The sequence below is a fragment of the Burkholderia sp. SCN-KJ genome, from assembly GCF_024656005.1.
Taxonomy (GTDB): domain Bacteria; phylum Pseudomonadota; class Gammaproteobacteria; order Burkholderiales; family Burkholderiaceae; genus Burkholderia.
Window position 1 is genome coordinate 127,098 of record NZ_JANKOG010000016.1, and the last position, 25,084, is coordinate 152,181.

The 25,084-nt window shown below is 66.8% G+C and carries 22 protein-coding genes and 2 pseudogenes; 10 read left to right on the top strand and 14 right to left on the bottom strand.

All coding sequences use genetic code 11. From position 1 onward, the window contains the following. Window positions 1-15: 15 nt before the first annotated feature. Window positions 16-1,245, bottom strand: a complete 1,230-nt coding sequence (locus tag NQV17_RS24815; RefSeq protein ID WP_257774254.1) for a dienelactone hydrolase family protein — start codon at window positions 1,243-1,245, stop codon at window positions 16-18. Between the two features lie 354 nt (window positions 1,246-1,599). Between NQV17_RS24815 and NQV17_RS24820 the strand changes: the two genes are divergently transcribed. Further along, the gene (locus NQV17_RS24820; RefSeq protein ID WP_257774255.1) at window positions 1,600-2,625 is read left to right on the top strand and encodes an AraC family transcriptional regulator; all 1,026 of its coding nucleotides are present in this window, start codon (window positions 1,600-1,602) and stop codon (window positions 2,623-2,625) included. Between the two features lie 193 nt (window positions 2,626-2,818). Here NQV17_RS24820 and NQV17_RS24825 read toward each other — a convergent pair whose 3' ends face one another. The 3 genes from NQV17_RS24825 to NQV17_RS24835 all read right to left on the bottom strand — a co-directional run bounded on the left by NQV17_RS24825 (window position 2,819) and on the right by NQV17_RS24835 (window position 5,350). After that, on the bottom strand, window positions 2,819-3,928 hold the full coding sequence (locus NQV17_RS24825; protein ID WP_257774256.1) for an S-(hydroxymethyl)glutathione dehydrogenase/class III alcohol dehydrogenase: 1,110 nt from the start codon (window positions 3,926-3,928) through the stop codon (window positions 2,819-2,821). A 57-nt stretch (window positions 3,929-3,985) separates the two neighbouring features. Further along, a complete protein-coding gene (frmR, locus tag NQV17_RS24830; protein WP_044844290.1) occupies window positions 3,986-4,261 on the bottom strand; it encodes a formaldehyde-responsive transcriptional repressor FrmR in 276 nt (91 codons plus the stop codon). Between the two features lie 126 nt (window positions 4,262-4,387). Next, window positions 4,388-5,350, bottom strand: a complete 963-nt coding sequence (locus tag NQV17_RS24835; RefSeq protein ID WP_124487303.1) for a LysR substrate-binding domain-containing protein — start codon at window positions 5,348-5,350, stop codon at window positions 4,388-4,390. Window positions 5,351-5,507: 157 nt separating this feature from the next. Here NQV17_RS24835 and NQV17_RS24840 point away from each other — a divergent pair, with 157 nt between their 5' ends. Genes NQV17_RS24840 through NQV17_RS24850 form a run of 3 tightly spaced genes read left to right on the top strand, consistent with a single transcriptional unit; the run spans window position 5,508 to window position 8,765 of the window. Then, window positions 5,508-6,677, top strand: coding sequence for a M20 aminoacylase family protein (locus NQV17_RS24840; RefSeq protein WP_257774257.1), 1,170 nt, complete (start codon window positions 5,508-5,510; stop codon window positions 6,675-6,677). Window positions 6,678-6,730: 53 nt separating this feature from the next. Further along, window positions 6,731-7,525 carry an ABC transporter substrate-binding protein gene (locus NQV17_RS24845; protein ID WP_257774258.1) on the top strand — a complete coding sequence of 265 codons (795 nt, stop codon included), beginning with the start codon at window positions 6,731-6,733 and terminating at the stop codon, window positions 7,523-7,525. 55 nt (window positions 7,526-7,580) lie between these two features. Continuing rightward, window positions 7,581-8,765: a porin gene (locus NQV17_RS24850; RefSeq protein WP_257774259.1), complete on the top strand. Its 1,185-nt coding sequence runs from the start codon at window positions 7,581-7,583 to the stop codon at window positions 8,763-8,765. A gap of 162 nt (window positions 8,766-8,927) precedes the next feature. Here the strand turns inward: NQV17_RS24850 and NQV17_RS24855 are convergent, their stop codons facing one another. The 6 genes from NQV17_RS24855 to NQV17_RS24880 are packed head-to-tail and all read right to left on the bottom strand — an operon-like array spanning window position 8,928 to window position 15,653. Then, window positions 8,928-10,376, bottom strand: coding sequence for a M20 family metallopeptidase (locus NQV17_RS24855; protein WP_257774260.1), 1,449 nt, complete (start codon window positions 10,374-10,376; stop codon window positions 8,928-8,930). A 15-nt stretch (window positions 10,377-10,391) separates the two neighbouring features. Next, the gene (locus tag NQV17_RS24860; protein ID WP_257774261.1) at window positions 10,392-11,219 is read right to left on the bottom strand and encodes an ATP-binding cassette domain-containing protein; all 828 of its coding nucleotides are present in this window, start codon (window positions 11,217-11,219) and stop codon (window positions 10,392-10,394) included. Beyond that, window positions 11,216-12,214, bottom strand: a complete 999-nt coding sequence (locus tag NQV17_RS24865; RefSeq protein WP_257774262.1) for an ABC transporter ATP-binding protein — start codon at window positions 12,212-12,214, stop codon at window positions 11,216-11,218. The genes NQV17_RS24860 and NQV17_RS24865 overlap by 4 nt, the downstream gene beginning before the upstream one ends. Continuing rightward, a complete protein-coding gene (locus NQV17_RS24870) occupies window positions 12,211-13,146 on the bottom strand; it encodes an ABC transporter permease (RefSeq protein WP_257774263.1) in 936 nt (311 codons plus the stop codon). The genes NQV17_RS24865 and NQV17_RS24870 overlap by 4 nt, the downstream gene beginning before the upstream one ends. A gap of 16 nt (window positions 13,147-13,162) precedes the next feature. Next, window positions 13,163-14,080: an ABC transporter permease gene (locus NQV17_RS24875; protein ID WP_257774264.1), complete on the bottom strand. Its 918-nt coding sequence runs from the start codon at window positions 14,078-14,080 to the stop codon at window positions 13,163-13,165. A 34-nt stretch (window positions 14,081-14,114) separates the two neighbouring features. Further along, window positions 14,115-15,653 carry an ABC transporter substrate-binding protein gene (locus tag NQV17_RS24880; RefSeq protein WP_257774265.1) on the bottom strand — a complete coding sequence of 513 codons (1,539 nt, stop codon included), beginning with the start codon at window positions 15,651-15,653 and terminating at the stop codon, window positions 14,115-14,117. Between the two features lie 214 nt (window positions 15,654-15,867). On the opposite strand from NQV17_RS24880, the gene NQV17_RS24885 reads away from it, so the two are divergent. After that, complete coding sequence (locus NQV17_RS24885) at window positions 15,868-16,767, top strand: LysR family transcriptional regulator (protein WP_257774266.1); 900 nt, start codon at window positions 15,868-15,870, stop codon at window positions 16,765-16,767. 48 nt (window positions 16,768-16,815) lie between these two features. On the opposite strand, the pseudogene NQV17_RS24890 reads toward NQV17_RS24885, so the two are convergent. Next, window positions 16,816-17,001: pseudogene (locus NQV17_RS24890) on the bottom strand (Lrp/AsnC ligand binding domain-containing protein); the annotation flags it as partial. 193 nt (window positions 17,002-17,194) lie between these two features. Here NQV17_RS24890 and NQV17_RS24895 point away from each other — a divergent pair. The 3 genes and pseudogenes from NQV17_RS24895 to NQV17_RS24900 form a co-directional block, all read left to right on the top strand. Further along, window positions 17,195-17,611: pseudogene (locus tag NQV17_RS24895) on the top strand (pyridoxal-phosphate dependent enzyme); the annotation flags it as partial. Between the two features lie 13 nt (window positions 17,612-17,624). After that, complete coding sequence (locus NQV17_RS38090) at window positions 17,625-17,849, top strand: hypothetical protein (RefSeq protein WP_374692741.1); 225 nt, start codon at window positions 17,625-17,627, stop codon at window positions 17,847-17,849. Then, window positions 17,846-18,298 (top strand): hypothetical protein, encoded by a 453-nt coding sequence (locus tag NQV17_RS24900; RefSeq protein ID WP_257774267.1) that lies wholly within the window; start codon window positions 17,846-17,848, stop codon window positions 18,296-18,298. The genes NQV17_RS38090 and NQV17_RS24900 overlap by 4 nt, the downstream gene beginning before the upstream one ends. 398 nt (window positions 18,299-18,696) lie before the next feature. On the opposite strand, the gene NQV17_RS24905 is transcribed toward NQV17_RS24900, so the two are convergent. The 3 genes from NQV17_RS24905 to NQV17_RS24915 form a co-directional block, all read right to left on the bottom strand. Beyond that, window positions 18,697-19,275 (bottom strand): DUF4337 domain-containing protein, encoded by a 579-nt coding sequence (locus NQV17_RS24905; RefSeq protein ID WP_257774310.1) that lies wholly within the window; start codon window positions 19,273-19,275, stop codon window positions 18,697-18,699. A 343-nt stretch (window positions 19,276-19,618) separates the two neighbouring features. Further along, window positions 19,619-20,704 (bottom strand): aldose epimerase family protein, encoded by a 1,086-nt coding sequence (locus tag NQV17_RS24910; RefSeq protein WP_257774268.1) that lies wholly within the window; start codon window positions 20,702-20,704, stop codon window positions 19,619-19,621. A gap of 27 nt (window positions 20,705-20,731) precedes the next feature. Beyond that, window positions 20,732-21,925: a DNA-binding transcriptional regulator gene (locus tag NQV17_RS24915; RefSeq protein WP_044844283.1), complete on the bottom strand. Its 1,194-nt coding sequence runs from the start codon at window positions 21,923-21,925 to the stop codon at window positions 20,732-20,734. A 266-nt stretch (window positions 21,926-22,191) separates the two neighbouring features. On the opposite strand from NQV17_RS24915, the gene xylA reads away from it, so the two are divergent. Both xylA and xylB read left to right on the top strand, forming a co-directional pair. Beyond that, window positions 22,192-23,514 (top strand): xylose isomerase, encoded by a 1,323-nt coding sequence (xylA, locus tag NQV17_RS24920; RefSeq protein WP_257774269.1) that lies wholly within the window; start codon window positions 22,192-22,194, stop codon window positions 23,512-23,514. Between the two features lie 4 nt (window positions 23,515-23,518). After that, a complete protein-coding gene (xylB, locus tag NQV17_RS24925) occupies window positions 23,519-24,997 on the top strand; it encodes a xylulokinase (RefSeq protein ID WP_257774270.1) in 1,479 nt (492 codons plus the stop codon). Window positions 24,998-25,084 lie beyond the last annotated feature (87 nt).

Below are 25,084 nucleotides of genomic sequence, written 5' to 3' on the forward strand. Positions count from 1 at the left end.
CCGGGTATCCGTCGATTACGCGCTGTCGCGCCAGCGCTGCATCAGGCCGTTGGACGGCACGGTTTCGTCGAGCAGCTTGCGCGCCGTTTCGACACCGGCGACGGGCAGCCCGGCCGCGTCGAGCAGGCCGATCTGCACGAGCACGCTCGCCTGGTCCCAATAGATGTGCTCGTGATACAGCTTGTCGCCGCGGAACTTGACGATCGCGACGAGCGGGATCTCGACGCGCTTGCCGGTCGGCGCGACGCCGGGCAGCATCCAGTCGATCTCGGTCGTATGTGTGAAGCAGAACAGCAGTTCGTCGACGATCTGGCTCGCGCCGATCGTGCGCGAGATCGGCGTGATCGTGGTGTCCGGCGGGTTCGCATGCACGAAGTGATGCGTGTAGAAGCGCTTGAGTTCGTCGTAGCCGACGCCGCCCGTCAGTGTCGGAATATGGTTCACGTAGGGCTGCGCGACCATCGTGTCCATCGTCGCGTCGACGTTGCGCGTGTCGAATTCGTGCCGGAGATGTTCTTCCCATAGCGCGGACAGGTCGTAGCGCGGGCCGAGCGCCGCGCGGAACGCGGCGATCGCGCGCTGGTGCGCCATCACCGCGGCCGCCTTGTCGAAATGATCGCCGCCGACGCGTGCGAACGCATGATCGACGCCAGGGTAGACGTACACTTCCACGCCGTCGCGCCCCGCGAGCGCCGCGGCGATGCGTTGCTGCGCGTCGGGCGGACAGAAGCGGTCCTGCGCGGGGATCTGCAGCACGAGGCGGCCGCGCAGATGAGCGGCCTCGTCGAGCGCGTGCTCGATGCCCACGCCGTAATAGCTGACCGCGGCGGCCACGTCCGGCAGGCGGCACGCGGCGAGATACGCGAGCTTGCCGCCGAGGCAGTAGCCGAGCACGCCGGCCTGGCCCGTGCATTCCGGCCGTTGCGTGAGCACGGCCAGCGCGGCGGCGATGTCCTCGACGCCCTTGTCTTCGTCGTATTCGCGGTACAGCGCCATCGCACGCTCGAAGTCGGCGGCGGTGTAACCGAGTTCGATGCCGGGCGCCTGGCGCCAGAACAGGTCGGGCACGAGCACCGTGTAGCCTTCTTCGGCGTAGTAATCGGCCACGTTGCGCATCGTCGCGTTCGCGCCGAAGATCTCGTGGCACAGCACGAGGCCCGGCCCCGTGCCGCCGGCCGGCGTGCTCAGGTATGCGCGAAACGCGCCGCCGTCCGGCGACGGGATCTCGATGTGTCGTCCTTGCATGTGTCTCTCCATTCTGTTCGTGACTGGCATGGGCCCAGTATTGGCGGACGAAACGCGCGCTTCTATCCGCTTTCTTCGGCCGGTATCCGCGAATTCCGGAAACCTGCGGACCGGCCCGCCGCAGCGGGGCCCGGACACGCCGCTCTGCGGGTTTGTGCGGATGCGGAAGCGCCGCACAGTTTTCTACGATGCGCGAACGGTCCGCTTCTTGCATCGGGTGCGCAGGGCTTGCGTAGTGTAACGAGGCGGACTGTCCGGATACTCCGGCCGCTATCCGGATCGTGCGACGGGATTCCCCGGAATCGGGAACGCGTGCACAGCGCAAGTGCGATCGAGCACGACGGGAGAACTTCGATGGGGCAATTTTCCGGAGCGGGCTGGCTGGGTGACGCCGCCTGTTTCAATCACGACACGCTGCTGCTGCAGTCGGATGATCTCGACGAGGTGCGCGCGCGGGTAGCGGACGTGTTCAAGCCGCACCGGCTTACGCTGACCGGCGATTCGCGCGCGCTGCACAGCCGCATGCACCATGCTCGCTGGGGCAACCTGTCGCTGAATCTGCTCGACTACGGCGGCGAGGTGTCGATCGAACCCGGGCCGCTCGAGCACTTCTATCTGTTGCAGATTCCGCTGCGCGGCGACGCCGAGATCGAGTGCGGCGCGACGCGCTTCGTGTCGTCGCCCGACACCGCGTCGCTGCTGTCGCCGACGCTGTCGCTCAGGATGCGGTGGGGCGAGGCGTGCCCGCAAGTGATCCTGCGGATCGAGCGCGAGGTGATGGAGCGGCATGCGCAGCGGCATTTCGGCGACGAGCGGCGCGCGCCGGTGGAGTTCGAGCCGGAATTCAGCCTGTCGTCGCAGCAGGGCGCGTGCCTCGCACAGATGCTGCCGATGCTGGCCGACGCGATCGCGACGGACGGGCATCCGCTGCGCCATCCGCTCGCGTTCGAGCAACTCGAATCCACGCTGCTCAACCTGTTGCTGTACGGCCACCCGAACACCGCGCGCAACGGCACGCGCCACGCACCGGCGCCGCTCGCGCCGTTCTACGTGCGGCGCGTCGAGGAATACATCCGCGCGCATCTGGACGAGCCGCTGACGATCGAACGGCTCGCCGAACTCGCGGGCGTCAGCCCGAGCACGCTGTTCGCCGGCTTCCGCAATCGCCACGGCATCACGCCGATGGCATTCGTGCGCCAGTTGCGGATGCAACGTGTGCGCGACGAACTGCTCGACGATGCGACATCGGGGCTCGCGTCGGTGACGGACATCGCGCTGAAATGGGGCTTCGCGCACCTCGGACGGTTCGCGATCGACTACAAGCGCGCGTTCGGGGAATCGCCGTCGGCCACGCTCCGGATGCGGCGCGTGCGGTGCTGACGGGGCAGCCGCGACACAGGCTCGCGGTCGAAAGCCGAGTCGCGCGCCGGGCGACGGATCACGCAACGGCGATCGTTACCGGCTGGACAGAGGATGGGGGTTGGAGCATGCATCGCGCCGGCCAAGCGATGCGGCTTGCCGGCGCACGCGCGCAAACGGGCCGGTTGCGGCAACCGGCTTCCTCGCGTGTGGTTCAGAAATGCACGACGGTCCGGATGGACTTGCCTTCGTGCATCAGGTCGAACGCTTCGTTGATGCCGGTGAGCGGCTTCGTGTGCGTGACGAACGGTGCCAGCTGGATCGTGCCGGCCATCGCTTCCTCGACCATGCCCGGCAGTTCGGAGCGGCCCTTGACGCCGCCGAATGCCGTGCCCAGCCAGCGGCGACCGGTGACGAGCTGGAACGGGCGCGTCGAGATTTCCTGGCCGGCGCCGGCGACGCCGATGACCACCGACTGGCCCCAGCCGCGGTGCGCGCATTCGAGCGCGGCGCGCATCACGTTGACGTTGCCGATGCACTCGAAGCTGTGGTCGACGCCCCAGCCGGTCATTTCGACGATCACCTGCTGGATGGGCTTTTCGTGATCCTTCGGGTTCACGCAGTCGGTCGCGCCGAACACGCGCGCGAGGTCGAACTTGCCGGGGTTGGTGTCGATCGCGATGATGCGGCCGGCCTTCGCGAGCTTGGCGCCCTGGATCACCGCGAGGCCGATGCCGCCGAGGCCGAACACGGCCACGGTGTCGCCTTCCTGCACCTTCGCCGTGTTCTTCACCGCGCCGAGGCCCGTCGTGACGCCGCAGCCCAGCAGGCAAACCTGCTCGGGGTTCGCGTCCGGGTTGATCTTCGCGAGCGACACTTCGGCGACGACGGTGTATTCGCTGAACGTCGAGCAGCCCATGTAGTGATAGATCGGCTGGCCGTTGTAGCTGAACCGCGTGGTGCCGTCGGGCATCACGCCCTTGCCCTGGGTGGCGCGCACCGACACGCACAGGTTGGTCTTGCCGCTCTTGCAGAACAGGCACTCGCCGCATTCGGCGGTGTAGAGCGGAATGACGTGGTCGCCGGGTTTGACGCTGGTCACGCCTTCGCCGACTTCCACCACGATGCCGGCGCCTTCATGACCCAGCACGGCCGGGAAGAGGCCTTCGGGATCGTCGCCCGACAGCGTGAAGGCGTCGGTGTGACAGACACCGGTATGGGTGATCTTGACGAGCACTTCGCCCTTGCGGGGCGGTTCGACGTCGATTTCGACGATCTGGAGCGGCTTACCCGCTTCAAACGCAACTGCGGCACGTGATTTCATGACAATCCTGTTGAAAAAATCATCGAATGGAGCGGAGCGTCGACGATCCTGCGCCGGTCAGCGCAGATAGGACCGGACGAGGGTCACGATATCGTCGATCGATTCGGAAGCAGGCCGCGGGGCCTCCGCGAGCTGGGTGAATTCCTCGCGCAGATGGCTTTCGAGCACGCCGGCCATCACGCCGTTGATCGCGCCGCGGATCGCCGCCAGCTGCTGCAGTACCGGACCACAGTCGGCGCCTTCCTCGAGCGCCTGCTCGAGCGCATTCAGCTGCCCGCGGACACGGCGCACGCGAGTCAGGACGCGTTTCTTCTCTGCGGGGGAATGCGGCATGGGATCGTGGTTTCCGGATACTGGGGGGCAGTATAGAACAATGCGGTGCCGGAGGTATACCCGGTCGTGCCCGGATGCCGCAGGGTCGGCGGCGGCAGGGTTCCCGATGCCGGCGCGCGATCGGTGTCAGATCAGCAGCGACAGCGTGCGGAACAGCGCGAGATCGTCCTTGCGCGCCGAGCGCGCATGCCGCCGGATCACCTGCAGCAGGCAGTCGATGAAGCAGCGCGCGGCGTCGCTCAGCGTGCTGCTGCGGCGCGTGACGACGCCGAGTTCGCTCGGCTCGAAGGTTTCCTTCAGCGACAGCACGCGCATCCGCTCGCCGAACGGCGGCACCGCCGCGAGGATCGTCGGGCACCATGTGCACATGCCGGCCTGCTCGAGCATCGTCTGCAGCATCGCGACCGACTGCGCGCGCACGATGCGCCGTTCGTCGATCTGCGCGCCGTGCCGCGTGAACAGGTAGTCGACGAGCGCGGCCTGGCCGTCGGCCGACGAATTCAGCACCCAGTCGCAATCGAGCAGGTCGTGCACCGACGTCGCGCGTTCGCGCGGATGCCCGGCGCGCACCATCACCGACGTCTCGTAGCGCAGCAGCGGCTCGAATGCGAACTCCTGCGCGCCGCTGCCGGCCTGCACGTGGCCGAGCGCGAAATCCATGCTGCCGTCGCGCAGCAGCGGTTGCGCGACGGCCATCAGCGCTTCGTACAGTTCGAGGCGCACGTCGGGCATCCGCTCGCGAAACTGCAGCACGGTTTCCGCGAGGAAGGTCATCGTCAGCCACGGCGTGACGCCGACGCTCAGCCGCCCCTCGACACGCCCGCGCATCCGTTCGAGATCGCTTTGCGCGTGCTCGAGCTGCTTGAGCACGAGTTTCGCGTGCGTGAGCAGGGTCTTCCCGTATTCGGTGAAGCCGATGCCTTCCGGCGCGCGCACCAGCAGCGGCAGGCGCTCGCTGGCCTCCAGCTCGCGCAGCGCACGCGTGACGGCCGCCTGCGACAGCCCGAGCGTGCGTGCCGCGCCGCGGATGCTCCCGGCCTCCGCGCTCGCGACGAGCGCCTGCAACTGATGCAGCTTGATCGTGCTCATGGTGCGAAAGGGTGCGAAAGGGTGTGATGGCCGACAACGAAAGGTTGTCATCATAACGAAACTGCGGCTGTTCGCCGACTTTTTCGCTGCCTACGATCTTGCCCACGACCTGCCATTCCGGCAGTCGCCACGCGGCACCTGGAGAGGAGTAACGGGGTTGGATCGAGCACGTATTGCGCCAGAAATGGCGGCCATCGAGACGGAGATGATCGCGCTGCGCCGCCGGCTGCATGCCCATCCGGAACTCGGTTTCGACGAACACGCGACGAGCGGGCTCGTCGCCGATTGCCTGACAACATGGGGTTATCGGGTCACGCGCGGCCTCGGCGGTACCGGCGTGGTCGGCACGCTCACGCGCGGCGCGGGGAAGCGGCTCGGGCTGCGCGCGGACATGGATGCGCTGCCGATCCGCGAAACGACCGGGCTGCCGCATGCGAGCCGGCACGACGGCGTGATGCACGCGTGCGGCCACGACGGCCATACGGCGATGCTGCTCGCCGCCGCCCGTTGCATCGCGCAGCGCGGGCGCTTCAGCGGCACGCTGAACCTGATTTTCCAGCCGGCGGAGGAAGGGCTCGGCGGCGCGAAACGGATGCTCGACGACGGGCTGTTTACGCAATTCCCGTGCGATGCCGTGTTCGCGATGCATAACGTTCCGGGCCTGCCGGCCGGCGTGCTCGGCTTCTGCGACGGCCCGGCGATGGCGTCGGCCGACGAGGTGCGCGTGCGCGTGACCGGCCGCGGCGGCCACGGCGCGGCGCCGCATACGACGATCGATCCGGTGGTCGTCTGCGCGTCGATCGTGATGGCGCTGCAGACGGTCGTGTCGCGCAACGTCAATCCGCAGGAACTGGCGATCGTCACGACCGGCTCGATCCACGCGGGCACCGCATCGAACGTGATTCCGCCGCATGCGGATCTCGATCTGAGCGTGCGGGCGCTGTCGCCGGACGTGCGCGCGCTGCTCGAACGGCGCATTCGCGCGATCGTGCACGGCCAGGCCGACAGCTATGGTGCTACGGCCGAGATCGACTATCGCCACGGTTATCCGGTGCTCGTGAATCACGCGGCGGAAACGGCGTTCGCGCGCGATGTCGCGCGCGAATGGGGCGGCGACGACGCGCTGATTCCGCATCTGCGGCCGATCGCGGCGAGCGAGGATTTCGCGTTCATGCTCGACGCGTGCCCGGGCAGCTACCTGTCGATCGGCAACGGCGACGGCGCGGCCGGCTGCGGGCTGCACAACCCCGGCTACGATTTCAACGATGCGTGCCTCGCGACGGGCGCAAGTTACTGGATCGCGCTCGCCGAGCGCTACCTCGCGTGACGCGGCCGGACCGATTCGATTCACTTTCAACGACGGCAACAAGGAGACTGGCAATGAAACAATGGATGGCGGCGCTCGCGGTGGCGCTGACGGCAACGACGGTGGCAGGCGCCGCGCATGCCGGAGACTGGACGGGCAAGGAGATTCGCCTCGCGGTCGATCCCACCTATCCGCCGCTCGAATACAAGCAGCCCGACGGCACGCTGACCGGCTTCGGGATCGACATCACGAACGCGTTGTGCGCGGAGCTGCATGCGCGCTGCGTGTGGGTCGAGTCGAGTTTCGACGGGATGATTCCGGGGCTGCTCGCGCGCAAGTTCGACGTGATCGCGTCGTCGATGACGATCACGCCGAAGCGGATGCAGCAGATCGCGTTCACGAACCGGATCTCGAACGCGCCGGCGCGGCTGGTCGCGCGCAAGGGTTCGCCGCTGCTGCCGACGGCCGCGTCGCTGAAGGGCAAGCGGGTCGGCGTCGAGCAGGGTTCCGCGCAGGCCGACTATGCGATCGCGAACTGGCAGCCGGCCGGCGTGCAGATCGAGTCGTACCAGAACCAGGACCAGGTCTATGCCGATCTCGTGAGCGGGCGGCTCGACGCGGCGTTCCAGGCGTCGATCGCGGCCAGCGACGGCTTCCTGAAGAAGCCGCAGGGCAAGGATTTCATGTTCGTCGGCGCGGCGATCGACGATGCGAAGTACTTCGGACAGGGCGACGGCCTCGGGCTGCGCAAGCAGGACACCGAGCTGCGCGACGAGTTCAACCGCGCGCTGGCGACGATCCTCGCGAACGGCACGTATCAGCGGATCAACCGCAAGTACTTCGACTTCGACATCTACGGCACGAAGTAAGCCGAACCGCAGCGTAGCGAGCGAGTGGGAATCGCCAAATCAATAAGGAAAACGAATGAACTGGAGATTGTTTTTCGTCGCGATGCCGGCACTGTGCGCGGCACCGGCGTTTGCGCAAAGCAGCGTCACGTTGTACGGGTTGATCGATGCGGGCATCGACTATACGAACAACGTCGACGGCCACAGCGATTGGCAGATGGCGAGCGGCTTCGCGCAGGGCAGCCGCTGGGGGCTGAAGGGCACCGAGGATCTCGGCGGCGGCTACAGCGCGCTGTTCCAGATCGAGAGCGGCTTCAACGTGAACAGCGGCACGCTCGCGCAGGGCGGCCGCATGTTCGGGCGGCAGGCTTACGTCGGGCTCGGCAGCACGCGCTTCGGCACGCTCACGCTCGGCCGGCAATACGACTCGGTCGTCGACTATCTCGCGCCGACGACCGCGAACGGCAGTTGGGGCACCTATCCGTTCTCGCATCCGCTCGACAACGACAACACCGGCAACACGTTCCGCGTGAACAATACGGTCAAGTATGCGAGCCCGGATTTTGCCGGCTTCTCGTTCGGCGGCACGTACAGCTTCAGCAACGACACCGGGTTCGCGAACAACCGGCAGTGGAGCGTCGGTGCGCAGTACGAGCAGGGCGGCCTGCTCGTCGGCGCGGCGTTCCTGAACGCGGACAACCCGGGCGCGACGGCCGGCGGTGCGATCGCGGGCTCGGGGTCGGTCGGCGCGGATGCGAACTTCGCGTCGGCGCGGCTGCGGATTTTCGGGGCGGGCGTCAATTACACGGCAGGGCCCGCGACGGTCGGGTTCGCGTATACCAACAGCAACGTCACGCGGCCGACCGCGAACGTCGGCTACCTGTTCGGCGACGAGACGATCGAACCCGTCACCGGGCCGCTCGCGGGCGGCACGGTCACGGCGATCAAATACCAGAACTTCGAAGTGAACGGTAAATACCAGTTCACGCCGGCGTTCTTCGTGGGCGCGCAGTATGTGTATACGACCGTGCGTTATGAAGCGACCACCGGCAGGGCGAGACCGAAGATCCATTCGATCGGGCTGATGGCCGACTACAACCTGTCGAAGCGCACCGACGTCTATCTGATGGGCGCGTACCAGCGGGTTGCCGGCGACGCGACCGGCTCGTCGCTCGATCAGGCGTATGTCCCGGGGGCGGCCGATCTGTCGTCGACGTCGAAGCAGTTGATGGTGCATGCGGGGATCCGGCATAAGTTCTGACTGGAACGGGATCGAGGGATCGAAGGGCGGGATGGGCGGCCGGCCTGGCGTCGCCCGCCCGCACGATCGGCGCATTCCGGCAAGGACCCGTCGCGCCATGCGTGAGCCGGCGGGGGAGCATCCCCGTCTCATCGCCCACGTCATCGTTCCGCTTTTTTCAGCTTATCGATACGCGGAATCCTCGCGCGTAGTTTCGGCCGCTTGCGACGCGGTATTCGTGAGCGGCCGCCGCTGGCCTGCTTCGCCGAGGTCCCAGAACAGTCCCGCCATGATTTGCAGGCCCTCTCGTGCGATGCTGCCGAGCAGATGCTCGTTCGGCGCGTGCTGCGAACAGGCCGGGTACGAGTGCGGCACCCACAGCGTCGGCAGGCCCAGAATGTCGGCGAACACGTCGTTGGGCAGCGAGCCGCCGAGATTCGGCAGTAGCGCAGGCGCCACGCCGAGCGTCGCAGCGATCGAGTGCACGCCCCATTCGACCCACGGGTCGTCCGGGTCGAGGCGCGTCGCCGCCATGAAGCTCGTGTACGGGGACACCTGCACGTCGGTAAAGCCGTTCGCATCCAGATGGGCACGCAAGTGAGTGAGAAAATGGGCGGCATCGCTGCCGACCACGAAACGCATCTGGCAATGCGCGTATGCGTGTCCGGGGATCGCATTGGCTGGACTTTCCGGGTTGCCGGTCTTGAACGCCAACACCTCGAAGCTGTTCCAGCCGAATACCCGCTCGACCGGCGTGAGGCTTTCCTCGCCCCAGTCGGGGTCGATGGCCGGATCGTTCGAGCCGCCGCCGACGGACAGCGACGCGAGTGCGGCGCGCACGCTCGGCGGAATCGGCGGTGGACGCAGGCCGTCGATACGAATCTGCCCGCGCGCGTCGACGATCGACGCCAGCGCGTTCGCGAGTCGGATCCCGGGACTGCGCAGCAGCCCGCCCCAGTTGCCGGAGTGATGTGCTCCGTCGCGCAATTCCACCGACAGCGTGAAGTTCGCGCTGCCGCGCGAACCCATGAAGAGCGTCGGGCGCTCGGCGCTCACGCGCGGCCCGTCGGATGCGATGAACAGGTCGGCGCGTAACGCATCGTGATTGATTTCGCACATCTGGGCCAAGCCTGGCGATCCAGCTTCCTCGCCCATCTCGATGATCGCCTTCACGTTGTAGCCGAGCTTGCCGCCACGCGCGCGCAACACCTGCGCCAGCGCGGCAAGATTGATCGTGTGCTGTCCCTTGTTGTCAGCAGTCCCCCGGCCGTACCAGCGGTCGCCATCGACGCTCAGCCGCCACGGCGCGAGGCCGGCCTGCCACTGGGCGTCGTAGCCGTGGACGACGTCGCCGTGCCCATACGTGAGCAGCGTGAGGGCGGTCGAATCCTCGATTCGCTCGGCAAGCAGGAACGGGCCGCATCCCGGTACCGGGTTGGCGACGCAGCGGCACGTGAAGCCAAGCGCTTCGAATGCGGGAATCAGATTCTCGTCAAGATAGGCCTGCAGCGCGGGCAGGCTGTTTTTCGACTGGCTTTCGGTTCGGTGCGCGACGCGTTCGCTCAAAACTTGCCGGAAACTGCCGTCGTCGAAATACCCCGTTGCGTATGCAATGGCTTGCTTGCGGCTCATGAAGAAAATCCTCGGTCAGTTCGTGGGAAGAAGGGGCGCAAGTTTCGGAATCCCGAGGCCGGGCTCGGGCGTGAGCGCCGACGACAACAGTCGGCGCGTGTACGGGTGAGCGGGGCGTTCGAAAATCGTCTCCCGATCTGCGAGCTCGACGATTTGTCCGCGATACATCACGGCGACGCGGTCCGCCAGATGCTCGACGACGCCGAGGTCGTGGCTGATGAACAGATAGCTGAGCCCGAATTCCGCCTTCAAGTCGAGCAGCAGATTCAGGATCTGCGCCTGGACCGACACGTCCAGCGCGGAAGTCGGTTCGTCGCAGATCAGGATGTCCGGGCGCAGGATCAGTGCGCGCGCAATTGCCACGCGCTGCCGCTGGCCACCGGACAACTGGCTTGGATACTGGCCATGCGTGCGCTCCGGCATCCCGACGAGATCGAGCATCCTGCGGACTTCGGCCCGCTGCGCGGCGGCATCGCGTTCGCCGTGCAGCTTCAGCGGCAGGCCGACGATTTGCTCGATCGTCTTGCGCGGGTTCAATGACGAGTACGGATCCTGGAAGATCGGCTGAATCCGGCGAGCCATCGCGCGCCGTTCGCGCGGATCGATTTCCCTGCCACCGATCAACACGTTGCCGCCCGTCGGCTCGAGCAGGCCGAGCAGCATCTTGGCGAGCGTGCTCTTGCCGCAACCCGATTCGCCGACCAGTCCGAGCGTTTCGCCGCGATATAGCCGCAGCGACACGTCGTCGACCGCGCGCAACTCGGTGGCCGGGCCGAACCAGCCGCGCCGCAGCGTGAACGTGCGCGCGAGCGAGCAGAGTTCGAGGGCGATTGCGTCGTTCATTGCCGCACCTCCGCCGGCATCGGCGCGGGCCCGGCGGCGAGCAGGCAGCGCACTCGATGGCCGGCCCCGGTTTCGAGGTAAGGGGGCGTTTGCGAGCACGCATCGCCTGCGTGTGCGCAGCGGTTCGCAAACGCGCAGCCCGCCAGCTCGCCGAGCAGCGAAGGCACGACGCCCGGGATCGCGCTCAGGTGCGTGCCCGGCTGCTGCCGGCCGCGCACCGGAATGCAGTTCAGCAGGCCGCGCGTATACGGATGTGCCGGCCGCGCGAACAAGGATCCGACCGGCGCGGTCTCGACGATTTGCCCCGCGTACATCACGGCGACCCGGTCGGCGATGCGCGCGACGACGCCGAGGTCGTGCGTGATGAACAGCACGGCGGTGCCGAACTCTTGCTGCAACTCGCGCAGCATGGTGAGTATCTGCGCCTGGATCGTCACGTCGAGCGCGGTGGTCGGCTCGTCAGCGATGATCAGCTCGGGCTCGCACATCAGCGCCATCGCAATCATCACGCGCTGCCGCAGGCCGCCGGAAAGCTGGTGGGGATATTGGCCGAGCCGTTGCGCGGCGTGCGTCATGCCGGTCCGTTCGAGCAAATAGACAGCGCGGTCGCGGGCCTCGCCGGCCGTTACCCGGCGATGTTGGCGCAGCGCCTCGACGAGCTGGCTGCCGAGCGTGTGCGACGGGTTCAGCGAGGTCATCGGCTCCTGGAAGATCATGGCGATCCGGTTGCCGCGCAGCCTGGCCATGTCGCGGTCCGAAAGCGCGCCCAGATCCTCGCCGGCAAGCCGCAGCCGCTGCGCGGTGCGGCGAGCGCGGCGCGGCAGCAGTCCCATCAGCGCGAGCGAGGTCATCGACTTGCCGCAGCCGGATTCGCCGACCAGGCACAGCATCTCGCCGCGCGCGATCTCGAGGTCGATACCGCGCACCGCGCGCAGCGGACCGTTCGGCGTGGGTAGTTCCACCTGTAGCTGTTGCACTTCGAGCAGCGCACTCATCGCCCGTTTCCTCCATGATGGCGGCCGTCGGGCGCGTTCAGATCGCGCAGGCCGTCCCCGACGAGATTGATCGCGAGCACGAGCACCGCGAGCGCGACGCCCGGAATGATGATGACCCACGGCTGGAAAAACATGTACGTCTTGCCTTCGGAGATCATCAGCCCCCACGAAGGAAGCGGCGGCGGCACGCCGAGACCGAGAAACGACAGCGCGGCCTCGAGCAGGATCGCGTGGGCCATTTCGAGCGTCAGCACGACGATCAGTGCGTTCGCGATGTTGGGCAGCAGCTCGCGCAGCAGGATGTACGGCGTCGACGCGCCGACGGCCTTCGCGGCCGCGATGAATTCAGCGTCGCGCAGTTGCTGGGTGACCGAGCGCGATACGACTGCGAAGCGATCCCAGATCAGAAAACCGAGCAGGAGGATCACGGTTCTCAGCGACGTGCCGAGCAGCGACGACAGCGCGAGCGCCACCAGGATCACCGGCATCGCGAGGCGCGTCGTGAGCACGTAGCTGATCACGCTGTCGACGCGGCCGCCAAAGTAGCCGGCGAGAACGCCGAGCGTCGTACCGATCAGGCCGGACAGCGCGGCGGCCGCGACACCGATCGTCAGCGACACGCGCGCGCCGTACAGCAGTCGACTCAGGTAATCGCGTCCGAGCTTGTCGGTGCCGAGCGGGTGCTGCCAATCGCCGTTCGTGTGCCAGACCGGTGGAATCAGCCGGCTGCCGAGGTCCTGCGAATACGGGTCGTGCGGCGCCAGCCACGGCGCCAGCAGCGCGGCGAGCACGATCGCGCCGAGCAGCGCCGCGCCGATCGAGAGGCCGCGATGGCCGACGATGCGCCGCAGCACCCGATGCCATGCGGGTGCCGGCATGCACAGGTTGACAGCGGTTGCGTCACTGCGTGACGAAGAGTGTCCTGTCGTCATCAGTTGGGTCCTCGGGTTAGCCCACGCGCAGGCGCGGATCGAGCGCGGCGTTCGCGACGTCGGCGAGAAAGGTGAGTCCGATGTAGAACATCGCGATCAGCAACACCACTGCCTGCACGACCGGGAAGTCGCTGCGCGCGATCGCGTCCCACGCGAGCTGACCAAGGCCTTGCAGCGAGAACACCGATTCGATCACGACCGAGCCGCCGAGCATGAAGCCCAACTCGACGGCCGCGAGCGCGACCACCGGGATCAGTGCGTTGCGCAGCGCGTGGCGGAAGATCACGCGCGCGGGAGAGAGCCCTTTCGCGCGCGCGGTGCGGATGTAGTCGGCGCCGAGCACGTCGAGCATCCCGGCGCGCGTGAGGCGCATCATCGATGGCGTCGCGTAATAGCCGAGCGCGATTGCGGGCAGCACGAAGTTCTGCCACTGCGCGTTGCCCGCGACCGGCAGCCAGCGCAGCCAGATCGAGAACACGAGAATCAGCGCGAGGCCGAACCAGAAGCTCGGCATCGCCTGCCCGACGACCGCGACGAACAGCGACAGGCGATCGATCCACGTGTCGCGGAAAATCGCCGCGAGCACGCCCAGCGGAATCGCGATCGCCACCGCCAACGCGAGCGACACCGCGCCGAGCTTCAGCGTGATCGGCAGGCGTTGTCCGATCAGGTCCATCACCGTGTCCTGAAAGAAGAACGAGCGGCCGAAATCCAGGTGAACCGCCCGCCACAACCAGTCGAGATATTGCGCCGGGAGCGGTCGGTCGAGCCCGTACTGCGCGCGGATTTCCGCGACTTGCTGCGCGGACGCCTCGGGCCCCGCGATCGAAGTGGCCAGATCGCCGGACAAGTGCAGCAGCGCGAAGCTGACGAGCGACACCGTGAAGGCCACCGCGAGCGCGAGCGCGAAGCGGCGTGCGACGTAGGAGAGCATGACGGGCTCCGTGACGTGAAGGGGCGGGGCCCGATTATTTCCAGCTCGCCTGCGAGAAACGCGGCAGTTCGTCGGGCCAAGGCTGGAATTTCAGGTCCGACGTGAATGCGTAATTCGTCGAGTACGAGAACAGCGGCGCCCAGTACGCCTGCTCGCTGATGCGCTTGAGCGCGGTGGCGTAGCGGGCCTTGCGCTCGGCCGGATCGTTCGATGCGTCCGCGATGCCGATGTCCTTCATCACGCCCGGATCCTTCGCGGAGTCGTCGGGGCCGCCCTTGAAGAACGCGCCGAGCGACGCGGACGCGTCGTTGACCGAATACGAACCCCAGGCCTGGAAGGTCATCGGCGTCTTGCCGGCGCGATACGCGGTGCGCAGCGCCGCATATTGAAGGTAGTGCAGATGAGCAACGATCCCGACCTTGCGAAGGTCGCCGATGATGGCTTCCGCGTAGTCGCGCTCGCGATATGCATACAGGTCGGTCTCGAAGCCATTCGGGTAGCCGGCATCCTTCAACAGCGCACGCGCCTTCGCCGGATCGTAGTTGTATTTGACCGCGACGCTCGCGTCGCAGCCGAATTGTGTGCGAAAGCACGGCGCATGGATCGGCTGACTGCCGCCACGCACGAGGTCCTTCGCGAGGGCGGCGCGGTTGACCGCGTGGTTGACGGCTTCGCGTACGCGCACGTCCTTGAACGGCGAGTTCGGCACCGAGGTTCCCTGGGCGTCCATCGTCAGGAAGCCAATGCGCATCGTTTCGCCGCCGACCACCGTCAGATTCGGCATGGCCTTCAACGACTGGGCCTGATCGGCCGGCACGCGCCAGATCCAGTCGACCGCGCCGGTCATCAGTTGTGCGGCACGGGTTTCCGGATCAGGGATCACGACGAAGCGCAGCATGCCGATCTTCGGCTGGCCGAGCGGACTGCCGCTGAAATAGGCGGCGTTCTTTGCGAGTGTCACGCCGACCCCGGGCTGGATCGACGTGACGCGATACGGTCCGGTGCCGATCGGCGCCTTGCTGAAGCCTTCCAGGCCGACCCTGTTGAAATAGGCTTCCGGGTAGATCGGCAGCGGGCCGGCCAGATATTCGAGCGCGGCGGGGAAGGGCGCCTTCAGCACAATGCGCACCTGATAATCGCCAACCTTCTCGGCACGCTTGATCCAGTCGACGTTTTGCCGGGTCACGACCTTCGAGTTCGGCGAACTCATGAAGTTGAATGTGAATGCGACGTCGGCGGCGCTGAAAGGATCGCCGTTCTGAAACTTCACATCGTGGCGCAAATCGACCAGCAGCGAGGTCGGCGATTCCCATTTCCACGACGTGGCCAGCTCGGGCTTGAGCTGGCCGGTGGTGGGATCCTCGTAGATCAGGTTGTCCCAGATCAGGTGAGCGAGAATCACGCCTTCGCGTAAATTGTTGTGATACGCGGAAATATTTTCAACTTCGCTATCCGATGCATACACGAGTGTATCGTTCGCTTTGCCCGCAACCGCGTGCGCGGTACCGAGCAGTGCGGACACGCATACGAATGCACGCCTTGCGTTGCGGATCAGACCAGCATGAAGCTTCATGAATCGCCCCCCGGAACAGGACTTCGCTGTTGAACGTCGGATGCTGGTAGCGAGACTATCGGGAGATTTTTGCCGAGACTATTATTGAATAAATAACTTCGCGTTGCCGAATCGGCAAAACGGCGGTTCGAGCCCCCGGTACGTGGCGCGCAGCGAGGTGGTCGTCGCAAGAGTTCGGCCGGCGCCGAGAGTGCCATGCCGGCAAGGATCGGGAATGAAACAGCATCATCTGCAGGAAACCGCGTTGCGCTACTTCCTCGACGTCGTGCGTACCGGGTCGATCAGCGAGTCATCGGTGCGGCTGAACGTGGCGGCGTCGGCGATCAGCCGACAGATCGCCGGACTCGAGAGCGCGCTGGACACGCCGCTGTTCGAGCGCCGGCCGCGCGGGATGGTCGCGACCGCGGCGGGCGAATTGCTCGCCGCCTATGCATCGCGGCTGGCGCTGGAGGCGGATCGGATCGTGCAGGACATCGACGCGTTGCAGGGCGTGCGCCGCGGCAAGATCCGGATTGCGTCATCGGACGGCGGCGCGATCGAGTTCCTGCCACAGGCGATGGCGGCGTTCCGGACCGACTATCCCGGCATTCACTTTCACCTCATGGTCAGCGCTCCGGCGGAGGTGATGCGGCGCGTGCGCGAAGGGGAAGTCGACATCGGGCTGACCTTCAGCCGGACCACGCACGGCGACATCAAGGTCGTGCATCGCAGCCCGGCACCGGTCGTGGCGGTGATGCGCCGCGCGCATCCGCTTGCGCGTTTCGAGCGCGTGAGCCTCGCGCAGCTGCGCGAGTATCCGCTGGCGCTGTCGGATACGAACACGACGATCAGGCAATTGTTCGACATCGTCGCGAGCCAGCAGCGTCTCGTGTTCGAACCGGTGATGGTCAGCAATTATGCGGAGTCGCTGCACAATTTCGTCGCGGCGTCGGACGCGGTGTCGATCGCGGCCGAGGTCACGATCCGGCATCGCGCCGCGCGTGGCGAGATTGCCGCGGTGCCGATCCGCGATCCCGGGCTCGGCGAGCGCCATATCGAGGTGCAGACGCTCGTCGGGCGCATGCTGCCAAAAAACGTGCAACTGTTCGTGGAGTTCCTCTGCGGGCTCCTGTGACTTCCGGTCGATTCTTTTCAGGGGACCCGCACGGCGCCGTTCCTGCGCTCAGACCGGCAGTTCGGTGGTCGTCAGGATTTCTCGCAGCACGATAAAGGTTCGGATTTGCCGCAGGCCCGGCAGATACAGCAGCTTTTCCGCGTGCAGCCGGTTGAAGCTGTCGCTGTCGCGCGTGCGGATCAGCATGAAATAGTCGAATTCGCCGGTCACCACATGGCACTCCATGCAGCAGCTGTAGTTTTTTTTCTTGCGTCGGAGTGCGATCAGAAGAAATAAGAATGGCTTAAAGCAGAGCGTCGTTTCATGACGTTATGCGTAAGCATTTTTTTTTGCAATCCGTCCGAACGAGGGATTCTCTATGATGGTTCAGACCTGATGCGACGAGCGCGTAGCGATGTCCGACCACATATCGAGAAGAATCTCCACCATGACCCTGCAACGCTTCGCCCGCTATCCGCTCACGTTTGGCCCGACGCCGATCCCGCCGATGAAGCGTTTGAGCGCCCATCTCGGCAGCAAGGTCGATCCGTACGCGAAACGCGAGAACTGCAACAGCGGGCCCGCGTTCGGCGGCGACAAGACCCGCAAGCCCGAATACCTGATTTCCGAAGCGCTTGCGCAAGGGTGTGACACGCTCGTGTCGATCGGCGGCATCCAGTCGAACCAGACGCGCCAGGTGTCCGCCGTTGCCGCGCATCTCGGAATGAAGAGTGTGCTGATGCAGGAGAATCGGGTCAAGTATTCGGATGCTGTGTATGACCGCGTCGGCAATATCCAGTTATCCAGAATGACGGGTGCCGACGTGCGGCTCGTGGCCGACGCCTTCGCTAGCGTTGCTCGTCGTGTTTATCGGGGCGGTGGCCACCTGCATCTGCTTTGTGATTTCGGCGGAAGTCGAGCGGCGCATTCCGCCAGTCACGATGTCGCTGGCAACGTTCGGCGTGCCGATCACGGGACTTGTCGGGTCGGTCGTGCTGCTCGATGAGATGCCGAGCGCGGACCTGCTGGCCGGCTTCGTGCCGATCGTCGGCAGTCTGGCCTGCGAGCTGGCGGGAAGCGGATGTGAGCGGAGCGGGCGATGAGCGACGCCGGTCGCACGCGGGCATTCTACGACTGGGTGTCGAGCGGGACCGGATCGACGCATGTCTGTGTCGTCGTCGACGGGCACGTACCGCCGAAAGCCGTCGAGATGCTGGAGCAGCGCATCGGCGGCATACCCGAGGTGGCGGTCCTGCGGATCGCGGATTCGGTAGCCGCGCATCACGCATGGTGCGAATCGATGGCGAGCGACATGCCGGGCAGCCCGCATGTTTTACCGGCACTTCGGCTCATGCCGCGTAGCGCGCGCCTGCTGATATGGTCCGGAAACGTCGAGGAATTGGACTGGCTCGGCGGCGTGGAAGGACACCGGGTTCTCTCGCTGCGCTATTGGAATGACGTGAACCCGGCAATCCAGGCCGGACGCATGGTCGAGCGGGTGCGCGCGGTGCTTCGCCTGGTCGTCCACGAAAATCTGGTGGCGGGTTATTAAGGGTTGGCTAGACTGAACAGCGCGCGCCGGTCGATCGATCGCAGGATCGCGGGCTTCGCTGGTTTAAGCGCTTAAATTCCAGCCTCGATACGAGGCCGGATCGAGCGTAGCGCAGCCGCCGATGCCAACGCAAAGAACGCGTGCGTTGCCTACTATCTGGCGATGGGCGTGTAGACGGTGAGGGTGAGACGGGGAGATCGAATTGCCGCCCGTTGCAGCGTTATGCTTCTGCTCAAGTGCCGTTCATAGCAAATCCTGAGCCGTCTGAATGCATGAAGCCAGGCTGACCACGGCGATGATCGCCGCGCCGGGAGCACGTTGGGCCCGATGCGCGCGTGGCTTCACGTATACAACACGACACGGTCGAAACGACCAGACCGCGACGACCTCGCCGTCAATCAAACCCCGAAGAACGCCAACCCCGCGATCACGATGCCGATCGCGGCCACGCCGATCGACAGACCCTGCATCCACGAACGGCGCGTGAGGATCGTGATCGCCGCCAGTGCGATCGAGATCTGGATGACGGTCGTCGCCTGCGACCACCGATGGTGCCGGTGCATCCGCGCCTCGCTGGCCGCGTTGTTCTTCTCGACTTCCTTTTCGAGCGCCTCGGCATGTGCCCGGATCGGTTCCTTGTCGGCGCGGTATCGTGCGGCATCCGCCTCGAACCGCTTCCGCTGCGACGACGCATCCGGGCTCAACGCCGCGCCGAGTTCGGCGAGGTTCTGCTTGTTGCCCTTCGCCTGATAGTAGGCCCACTGGTTCGCAGCCTCCGTTTTCCGGATCGCGGCGTCATTCTTGTAGAGCAGCGCGAGGCTTTCGTCGGCACCGCTCTGGTAGGCCGATATCGCACCGAAGCAGGCAAGCACGGCCGTCAGCACGGCGATGCGCGACGTACCTTGATCGCCGCCGTGAGCCGCGTGATGTTCCACCGCATGGTCGTGAGGGCCATGAACTTCGTATTCTTCAGACATCCGTAAGGAACCCGCAAGAGTTGAATGAAATCCGGCGCCGGCCGATTGCGCACGGACGCTCGATCGCACATGGGAGTCTGACACAGGTTTGCGTGCTGGCGATGCTTTCGCGCGGCGCGCCAGCCCGGCGCGTCTCGCGCCATGTTCAGCGACAGATCCGGATCCTCATGGGACCGCATCGCGGCGGATAAACGATAAACGTTGGGCGGCCGCTGCCTGGACGGATTCGGTATCCCGGTTGACGTGATTGACCCGGTGGTTTCGGAGCGGGCATGCCGACGGGTATGCACAGCGGTTTGCGGACTGGCGCGTTATGCGATCCGGCCCGACGTGTCCGCTACCGCTACCCGCGAATGCCGACTCGATACCGCGTCGTCTGGCGATAGGTCCGGCCCGGATGAAGGATGGTTTCGTCACGCAACGCGTCCATGTTGACCTGGTTCGGAAAGAACCCGGCTTCGACGCACAGCGCCGCATGTCGTACGCAAGACCCGCCGCTCACGCGCACACCGTCCAGATAGTTGCCCGTATACAGCTGCAGCCCGCGCTGATCAGTCGACACGGCGAGTTCGCGACCGCTTTCCGGATCGTAGATCGATGCGACGGGCCGCACGCCGCGCCCAGGCTCGCGCAGCACATAACAATGGTCGAAGCCGCGCCCGCGCGCGAGCTGCGCATGCGGCCAGTCGAGGCGCGCGCCGAGCGGCGCGCTCTGCCGGAAATCGAACGCGCTCCCCGTCACGTCGGCGGTGCCGGTCGGGATCAGCGCATCGTCCACTTCGACGAACGCGTCGGCGTCGATCTGCAGCAGATGGCCGCGCACGTCGCTGCCCGCGCGCCCGCTCAGGTTGAAGTAGCTGTGATTGGTCAGGTTCAGCGGCGTCGGCGCATCGGTCACGCCCGCGTAGTCGATCGTCAGCGTGCCGTCGTCGTCGAGCGTGTAACGCACCTGCACCGTCACGTTACCCGGAAATCCCGCATCGCCTTCCGGCGAATCGAGCCGCAGTGTCAGCCCGCCACGGTCGTCGACCACGTCCCAACGCGCGCGGTGAAAGCCGCTCGCGCCGCCGTGCAGCAGGTTGCCGTTCTCGTTGCGGTCGAGCGTGTGGTCGACGCCGTCGAGCGCGAAGCGCGCATTCGCGATCCGGTTCGCCCAGCGGCCGACCGTCGCGCCGAGGTAGGCGCCCGATTCGACGTAGTCGGCCGGCGTGTCGTGCGCCAGCACGATATCGGCGAAGCGCCCGGTGCGGTCAGGGGCGAGCCACGACACGACGGTCGCGCCGAGATCGCTGACGACGACGCGCATCCCGTGCGCATTGCGCAGCGTGTAGCGCCGCACCGCATCGCCGCCGGGCAGCGTGCCCCACGGTTCGGACGGAATGGGGCCGATGTCGGATGCGGGGCGGGGAGAGTCGGTGTCGATATGCATGAGTGGGTTCGCTCGTGAGCGGTGAATTCAGTGGGCGGGCGCGGTGCGCTCCTGGTATTCGCGCGGGGTGCAGCCGAGTTCGCGGCGGAATACCGCGTACATGTATTGCAACGACGTGAAGCCGCAGCGGATCGCGACTTCCGCGCTCGACGCGTTGCGGCTCGCGAGCAGGGCCTGCGCGGCCTCGAGCTTGTGACGCAGGATTTCCTGGTGCACGGTGCGCTGCAGTTCCCGCCGGAAGTGTTCTTCGAGCAGCGAGCGCGACACGCCGACATAGTCGGCGACCTGTTCGGTCTTGATCCCCTGGCACGCGTACTGCCGGATGAAATGCCGCGCGCGCATCACGTGCGGGCTCGCGAGCGGCTGGTGGCGCGTCGATTCCAGCACGTTGATGCCGACCGGCGGCACGAGGATGCGCTGTCCGGGAAAACGCGCGCCGCGCAGCATCCGGTGCAGCAGGTGCGCGGCGGTGCGGCCCATTTCCTCGGTGCCCTGGATCACCGACGACAGCGGAATGCGCGTCAGCGTGCGCGTGAGCGGATCGTTGTCGATGCCGATGATCGCGACCTGTTCCGGCACCGCGATGCCGGCGATCAGGCACGCCTGCAGCAGATGCCGCGCGCGCGCATCGGTGACCGCGATCACGCCGACGGGCTTCGGCAGCGCATGCAGCCAGCCGATCAGCTGCTCGATCGCGTGATTCCAGCCCGACGCGCTCGTCGACAGGCCGCGGTAGATCGGCGCGTCGAGCCCGTCCGCGCGCGCGAGGCGATCGAACGCGAGCTCGCGCTGCTGCGCCCAGCGGTTCTCCTGCGCGACCGGCAGGCTGTACATCGCGAAATGCGCGAGCCCCGCGCCGATCAGGTGCGTATACGCGAGCGACACGAGCTTCGGGTTGTCGGTCGCAATATATGGGACGCCGTGCGGATACTGCGCGGGATCCTCGTACGACGAGCCGACCGCGACGATCGGCAGCGGCGAGCCGGCGAGCGCGTCGGCGACGGCCGGATCGTCGAAGTCCGCGATGATGCCGTCGCCGTCGAAGCGTTCGATGCCGGCGAGCCGGCAGCGGAAGTCGTCCTCGAGGAACAGGTCCCACACGACGCGCGTCGTGTGCAGGTACTGGCCGATGCCGCTGATGATCTCGCGGTCGTAGACCTTGTTCGCGTTGAACAGCAGCGCGATGCGGTGCGGTGTCTGGGCGGAAGAGGCGCGGGTCATGTCGGTCTCGGGGCGGGCGTCGCTCGGACGTCCCGCCGTTGTCTCCGGGGCGCGCGGACGGTGCCGCGCGATGCTCTGGTGTCCGGCGATTGTAGGCCGGAACGCGCACCGCGTGCAGCGGCTGGCAAGAAACGTTAAGCATGCTGCGCAATTTCGCAATTGCCGGCCGGCAGGCGCGCGGGCACGATCCAGCCAACCGGATTCGGCCGCGTGCGTCGTCGTCACGACGCGCGTTGCGCCGCAACAAGACCCTGCACGGAGACGCCATGTCGTATTTCGAACACATTCCCGCGATTCGCTACGAAGGCCCGCAGTCGGACAACCCGCTGGCTTACCACCATTACGACGCCGAGAAGCGCGTGCTCGGCAAGACGCTCGCCGAGCATCTGCGGATTGCCGTCTGCTACTGGCATACGTTCGTGTGGCCGGGGCACGACATCTTCGGGCAGGGCGCGTTCCGGCGGCCGTGGCAGCAGCCGGGCGACGCGCTCGAACGTGCGCGCATGAAGGCGGACGCGGCATTCGAGTTCTTCACGAAGCTCGGCACGCCTTTCTATACGTTCCACGACACCGACGTCGCGCCGGAAGGCGACACCCTGCGCGAATACGCGGCCAATTTCGCGCGGATGGTCGACTATCTCGGCGAGCGCCAGCAGGCGAGCGGCGTGCGGCTGCTGTGGGGCACCGCGAACCTGTTCTCGCACCCGCGCTTCGCGGCGGGCGCCGCGACGAACCCGAACCCGGACGTATTCGCGTGGGCCGCGACGCAGGTGTGCCATGCGCTCGACGCGACGCACCGGCTCGGCGGCGAGAACTACGTGCTGTGGGGCGGCCGGGAAGGCTACGAGACGCTGCTCAATACCGACCTGAAGCGCGAGCGCGAGCAGTTCGCGCGCTTCCTGTCGATGGTGGTCGAGCACAAGCACCGGATCGGCTTCACGGGCGCGCTGCTGATCGAGCCGAAGCCGCAGGAGCCGACCAAGCACCAGTACGACTACGACGTCGCGACCGTGCACGGCTTTCTCGTGCAGTATGGACTGCAGAACGAGATCCGCGTGAACATCGAGGCGAACCACGCGACGCTCGCCGGTCATTCGTTCCATCACGAGATCGCGAACGCGTTCGCGCTTGGCGTGTTCGGCAGCGTCGACGCGAACCGTGGCGATCCGCAGAACGGCTGGGACACCGACCAGTTCCCGAACAGCGTCGAGGAGCTGACGCTCGCGTTCTACGAGATCCTGCGCCACGGCGGCTTCACGACCGGCGGGATGAACTTCGACGCGAAGGTGCGGCGCCAGAGCGTCGATCCGGAAGACCTGTTCTACGGCCATGTCGGCGCGATCGACGTGCTCGCGCTCGCGCTCGAGCGCGCGGCGGTGCTGGTCGAGAACGACCGGCTCGACGCGCTGCGCCGGCAGCGCTACGCGCAGTGGGACGACGCGTTCGGCCGCAAGATCCTGTCGGGCGGCTACACGCTGCAGTCGCTCGCGGACGACGCGCTCGCGCGCGGCGTGGACCCGCGGCACGCGAGCGGCGCGCAGGAGCGGCTCGAGAACATCGTGAACCAGGCCATCTACGGGCTGCGCTGACGCCATGTATCTCGGACTCGATCTCGGCACGTCGGGCGTGAAGGCGGTGCTGCTCGATCGCGACGGTGCGGTGCGGGCGAGCGCGAGCCACCCGTTGACGGTGAGCCGGCCGCGGCCGCGCTGGTCGGAACAGGCGCCGCACGACTGGTGGGACGCCGCCTGCGGCGCGCTCGCCGCGGTCGTCGCCGACGCCCGCGCAGGCGGCATCGATCCGCGCGACATCGCCGCACTCGGGCTCACCGGCCAGATGCACGGCGCGACGCTGCTCGACGCGCATGGCGACGTACTGCGCCCCGCGATCCTGTGGAACGACGGCCGTGCGGATGCGGAGTGCGCGGAACTCGAGCGGCTCGCGCCCGCGCTGCGCACGGTGGCAGGCAACGTCGCGATGCCGGGCTTCACCGCACCGAAGCTGCTGTGGGTGCGCCGGCACGAGCCCGATGTGTTCGCACGCATCGCGCACGTGCTGCTGCCGAAGGACTATCTGCGCTACCGGCTGACCGGTGCGTTCGCAACCGACCCGTCGGATGCCGCCGGCACGCTGTGGCTCGACGTCGCGAAGCGCGACTACGACGACACGCTGCTCGCCGCGTGCGGGCTGTCGCGCGCACAGATGCCGGCGGTGTTCGAGGGCAACCGCGTGACGGGCACGCTGCTGCCGGCCGTCGCGCGCGCACTCGGGCTGCGCGAGATCCCGGTGGTGGCCGGCGGTGGCGACAACGCGGCCGGCGCGGTCGGGGTGGGGATCGTGCGGCCAGGCGATGCACTGCTGTCGCTCGGCACGTCGGGCGTGTATTTCGCGGTGTCGGACGGGTTTCGCGCCAACCCCGAATCGGCGGTCCACAGCTTCTGTCACGCGTTGCCCGATACGTGGCACCTGATGTCGGTGATGCTGAACGCGGCCGGTTGCGTCGACTTCACCGCGCAACTGACCGGTTACGACGGCGTCGCGGCGCTGCTCGCCGATGCCGAGGCGAACGCGCGCGCGACCCGCCCGTGGTTCCTGCCTTACCTGAGCGGCGAGCGCACGCCGTACAACGACGTGAATGCGAAGGGCGTCTTCTATGGGCTGACGCCCGATACACAGCGCGCGGATCTCGCGAACGCGACGCTCGAAGGCGTCGGCTTCGCGCTGCTCGACGGCATCGACGCGCTGCATGCGGCCGGGCTCGAGCCCGCCGGCATCACGGTGATCGGCGGCGGCTCGCGCAGCGCTTACTGGACGCAGATGCTCGCCGACCTGAGCGGACGCGCGCTGACGCTGCGCGCGGGTGGCGAGGTCGGTCCGGCGCTCGGTGCCGCGCGCCTTGCTCGCCTCGCGCTCGAACCGGATACGCCGCTCGGCGACGTGTGCCCGCAACCGCCGGTCGTCGCGGTGCGCGAGCCCGATCTCGCGCGGCACGCGTGGTATCGCGACATGCGGCGGCCGACGTTTCGCGCGCTGTACCGCGCGCTCGAACCGGTGTTTGCAATGGGCGCGTGACGCGCGGATGGCGCGCGCGGTTCGCATCGCACGATGCCGCGCGTTGCGAGGACTCGATGCGGGCGGCGCACTCATGCGCCCGCCCGA

What these genes read in the sequence shown, in the direction of transcription:
- xylA (WP_257774269.1), top strand. Translation starts at nt 22,192, where the DNA reads ATGTCGTATTTCGAACACATTCCCGCGATTCGCTACGAAGGCCCGCAG.
- NQV17_RS24860 (WP_257774261.1), bottom strand. Translation starts at nt 11,219, where the DNA reads ATGAACGACGCAATCGCCCTCGAACTCTGCTCGCTCGCGCGCACGTTC.
- NQV17_RS24850 (WP_257774259.1), top strand. Translation starts at nt 7,581, where the DNA reads ATGAACTGGAGATTGTTTTTCGTCGCGATGCCGGCACTGTGCGCGGCA.
- NQV17_RS24900 (WP_257774267.1), top strand. Translation starts at nt 17,846, where the DNA reads ATGAGCGACGCCGGTCGCACGCGGGCATTCTACGACTGGGTGTCGAGC.
- NQV17_RS24875 (WP_257774264.1), bottom strand. Translation starts at nt 14,080, where the DNA reads ATGCTCTCCTACGTCGCACGCCGCTTCGCGCTCGCGCTCGCGGTGGCC.
- xylB (WP_257774270.1), top strand. Translation starts at nt 23,519, where the DNA reads ATGTATCTCGGACTCGATCTCGGCACGTCGGGCGTGAAGGCGGTGCTG.
- NQV17_RS24820 (WP_257774255.1), top strand. Translation starts at nt 1,600, where the DNA reads ATGGGGCAATTTTCCGGAGCGGGCTGGCTGGGTGACGCCGCCTGTTTC.
- NQV17_RS24865 (WP_257774262.1), bottom strand. Translation starts at nt 12,214, where the DNA reads ATGAGTGCGCTGCTCGAAGTGCAACAGCTACAGGTGGAACTACCCACG.
- NQV17_RS24880 (WP_257774265.1), bottom strand. Translation starts at nt 15,653, where the DNA reads ATGAAGCTTCATGCTGGTCTGATCCGCAACGCAAGGCGTGCATTCGTA.
- NQV17_RS24915 (WP_044844283.1), bottom strand. Translation starts at nt 21,925, where the DNA reads ATGACCCGCGCCTCTTCCGCCCAGACACCGCACCGCATCGCGCTGCTG.
- NQV17_RS24885 (WP_257774266.1), top strand. Translation starts at nt 15,868, where the DNA reads ATGAAACAGCATCATCTGCAGGAAACCGCGTTGCGCTACTTCCTCGAC.
- NQV17_RS24825 (WP_257774256.1), bottom strand. Translation starts at nt 3,928, where the DNA reads ATGAAATCACGTGCCGCAGTTGCGTTTGAAGCGGGTAAGCCGCTCCAG.
- NQV17_RS24905 (WP_257774310.1), bottom strand. Translation starts at nt 19,275, where the DNA reads ATGTCTGAAGAATACGAAGTTCATGGCCCTCACGACCATGCGGTGGAA.
- NQV17_RS24870 (WP_257774263.1), bottom strand. Translation starts at nt 13,146, where the DNA reads ATGACGACAGGACACTCTTCGTCACGCAGTGACGCAACCGCTGTCAAC.
- frmR (WP_044844290.1), bottom strand. Translation starts at nt 4,261, where the DNA reads ATGCCGCATTCCCCCGCAGAGAAGAAACGCGTCCTGACTCGCGTGCGC.
- NQV17_RS24855 (WP_257774260.1), bottom strand. Translation starts at nt 10,376, where the DNA reads ATGAGCCGCAAGCAAGCCATTGCATACGCAACGGGGTATTTCGACGAC.
- NQV17_RS24835 (WP_124487303.1), bottom strand. Translation starts at nt 5,350, where the DNA reads ATGAGCACGATCAAGCTGCATCAGTTGCAGGCGCTCGTCGCGAGCGCG.
- NQV17_RS24815 (WP_257774254.1), bottom strand. Translation starts at nt 1,245, where the DNA reads ATGCAAGGACGACACATCGAGATCCCGTCGCCGGACGGCGGCGCGTTT.
- NQV17_RS24845 (WP_257774258.1), top strand. Translation starts at nt 6,731, where the DNA reads ATGAAACAATGGATGGCGGCGCTCGCGGTGGCGCTGACGGCAACGACG.
- NQV17_RS24910 (WP_257774268.1), bottom strand. Translation starts at nt 20,704, where the DNA reads ATGCATATCGACACCGACTCTCCCCGCCCCGCATCCGACATCGGCCCC.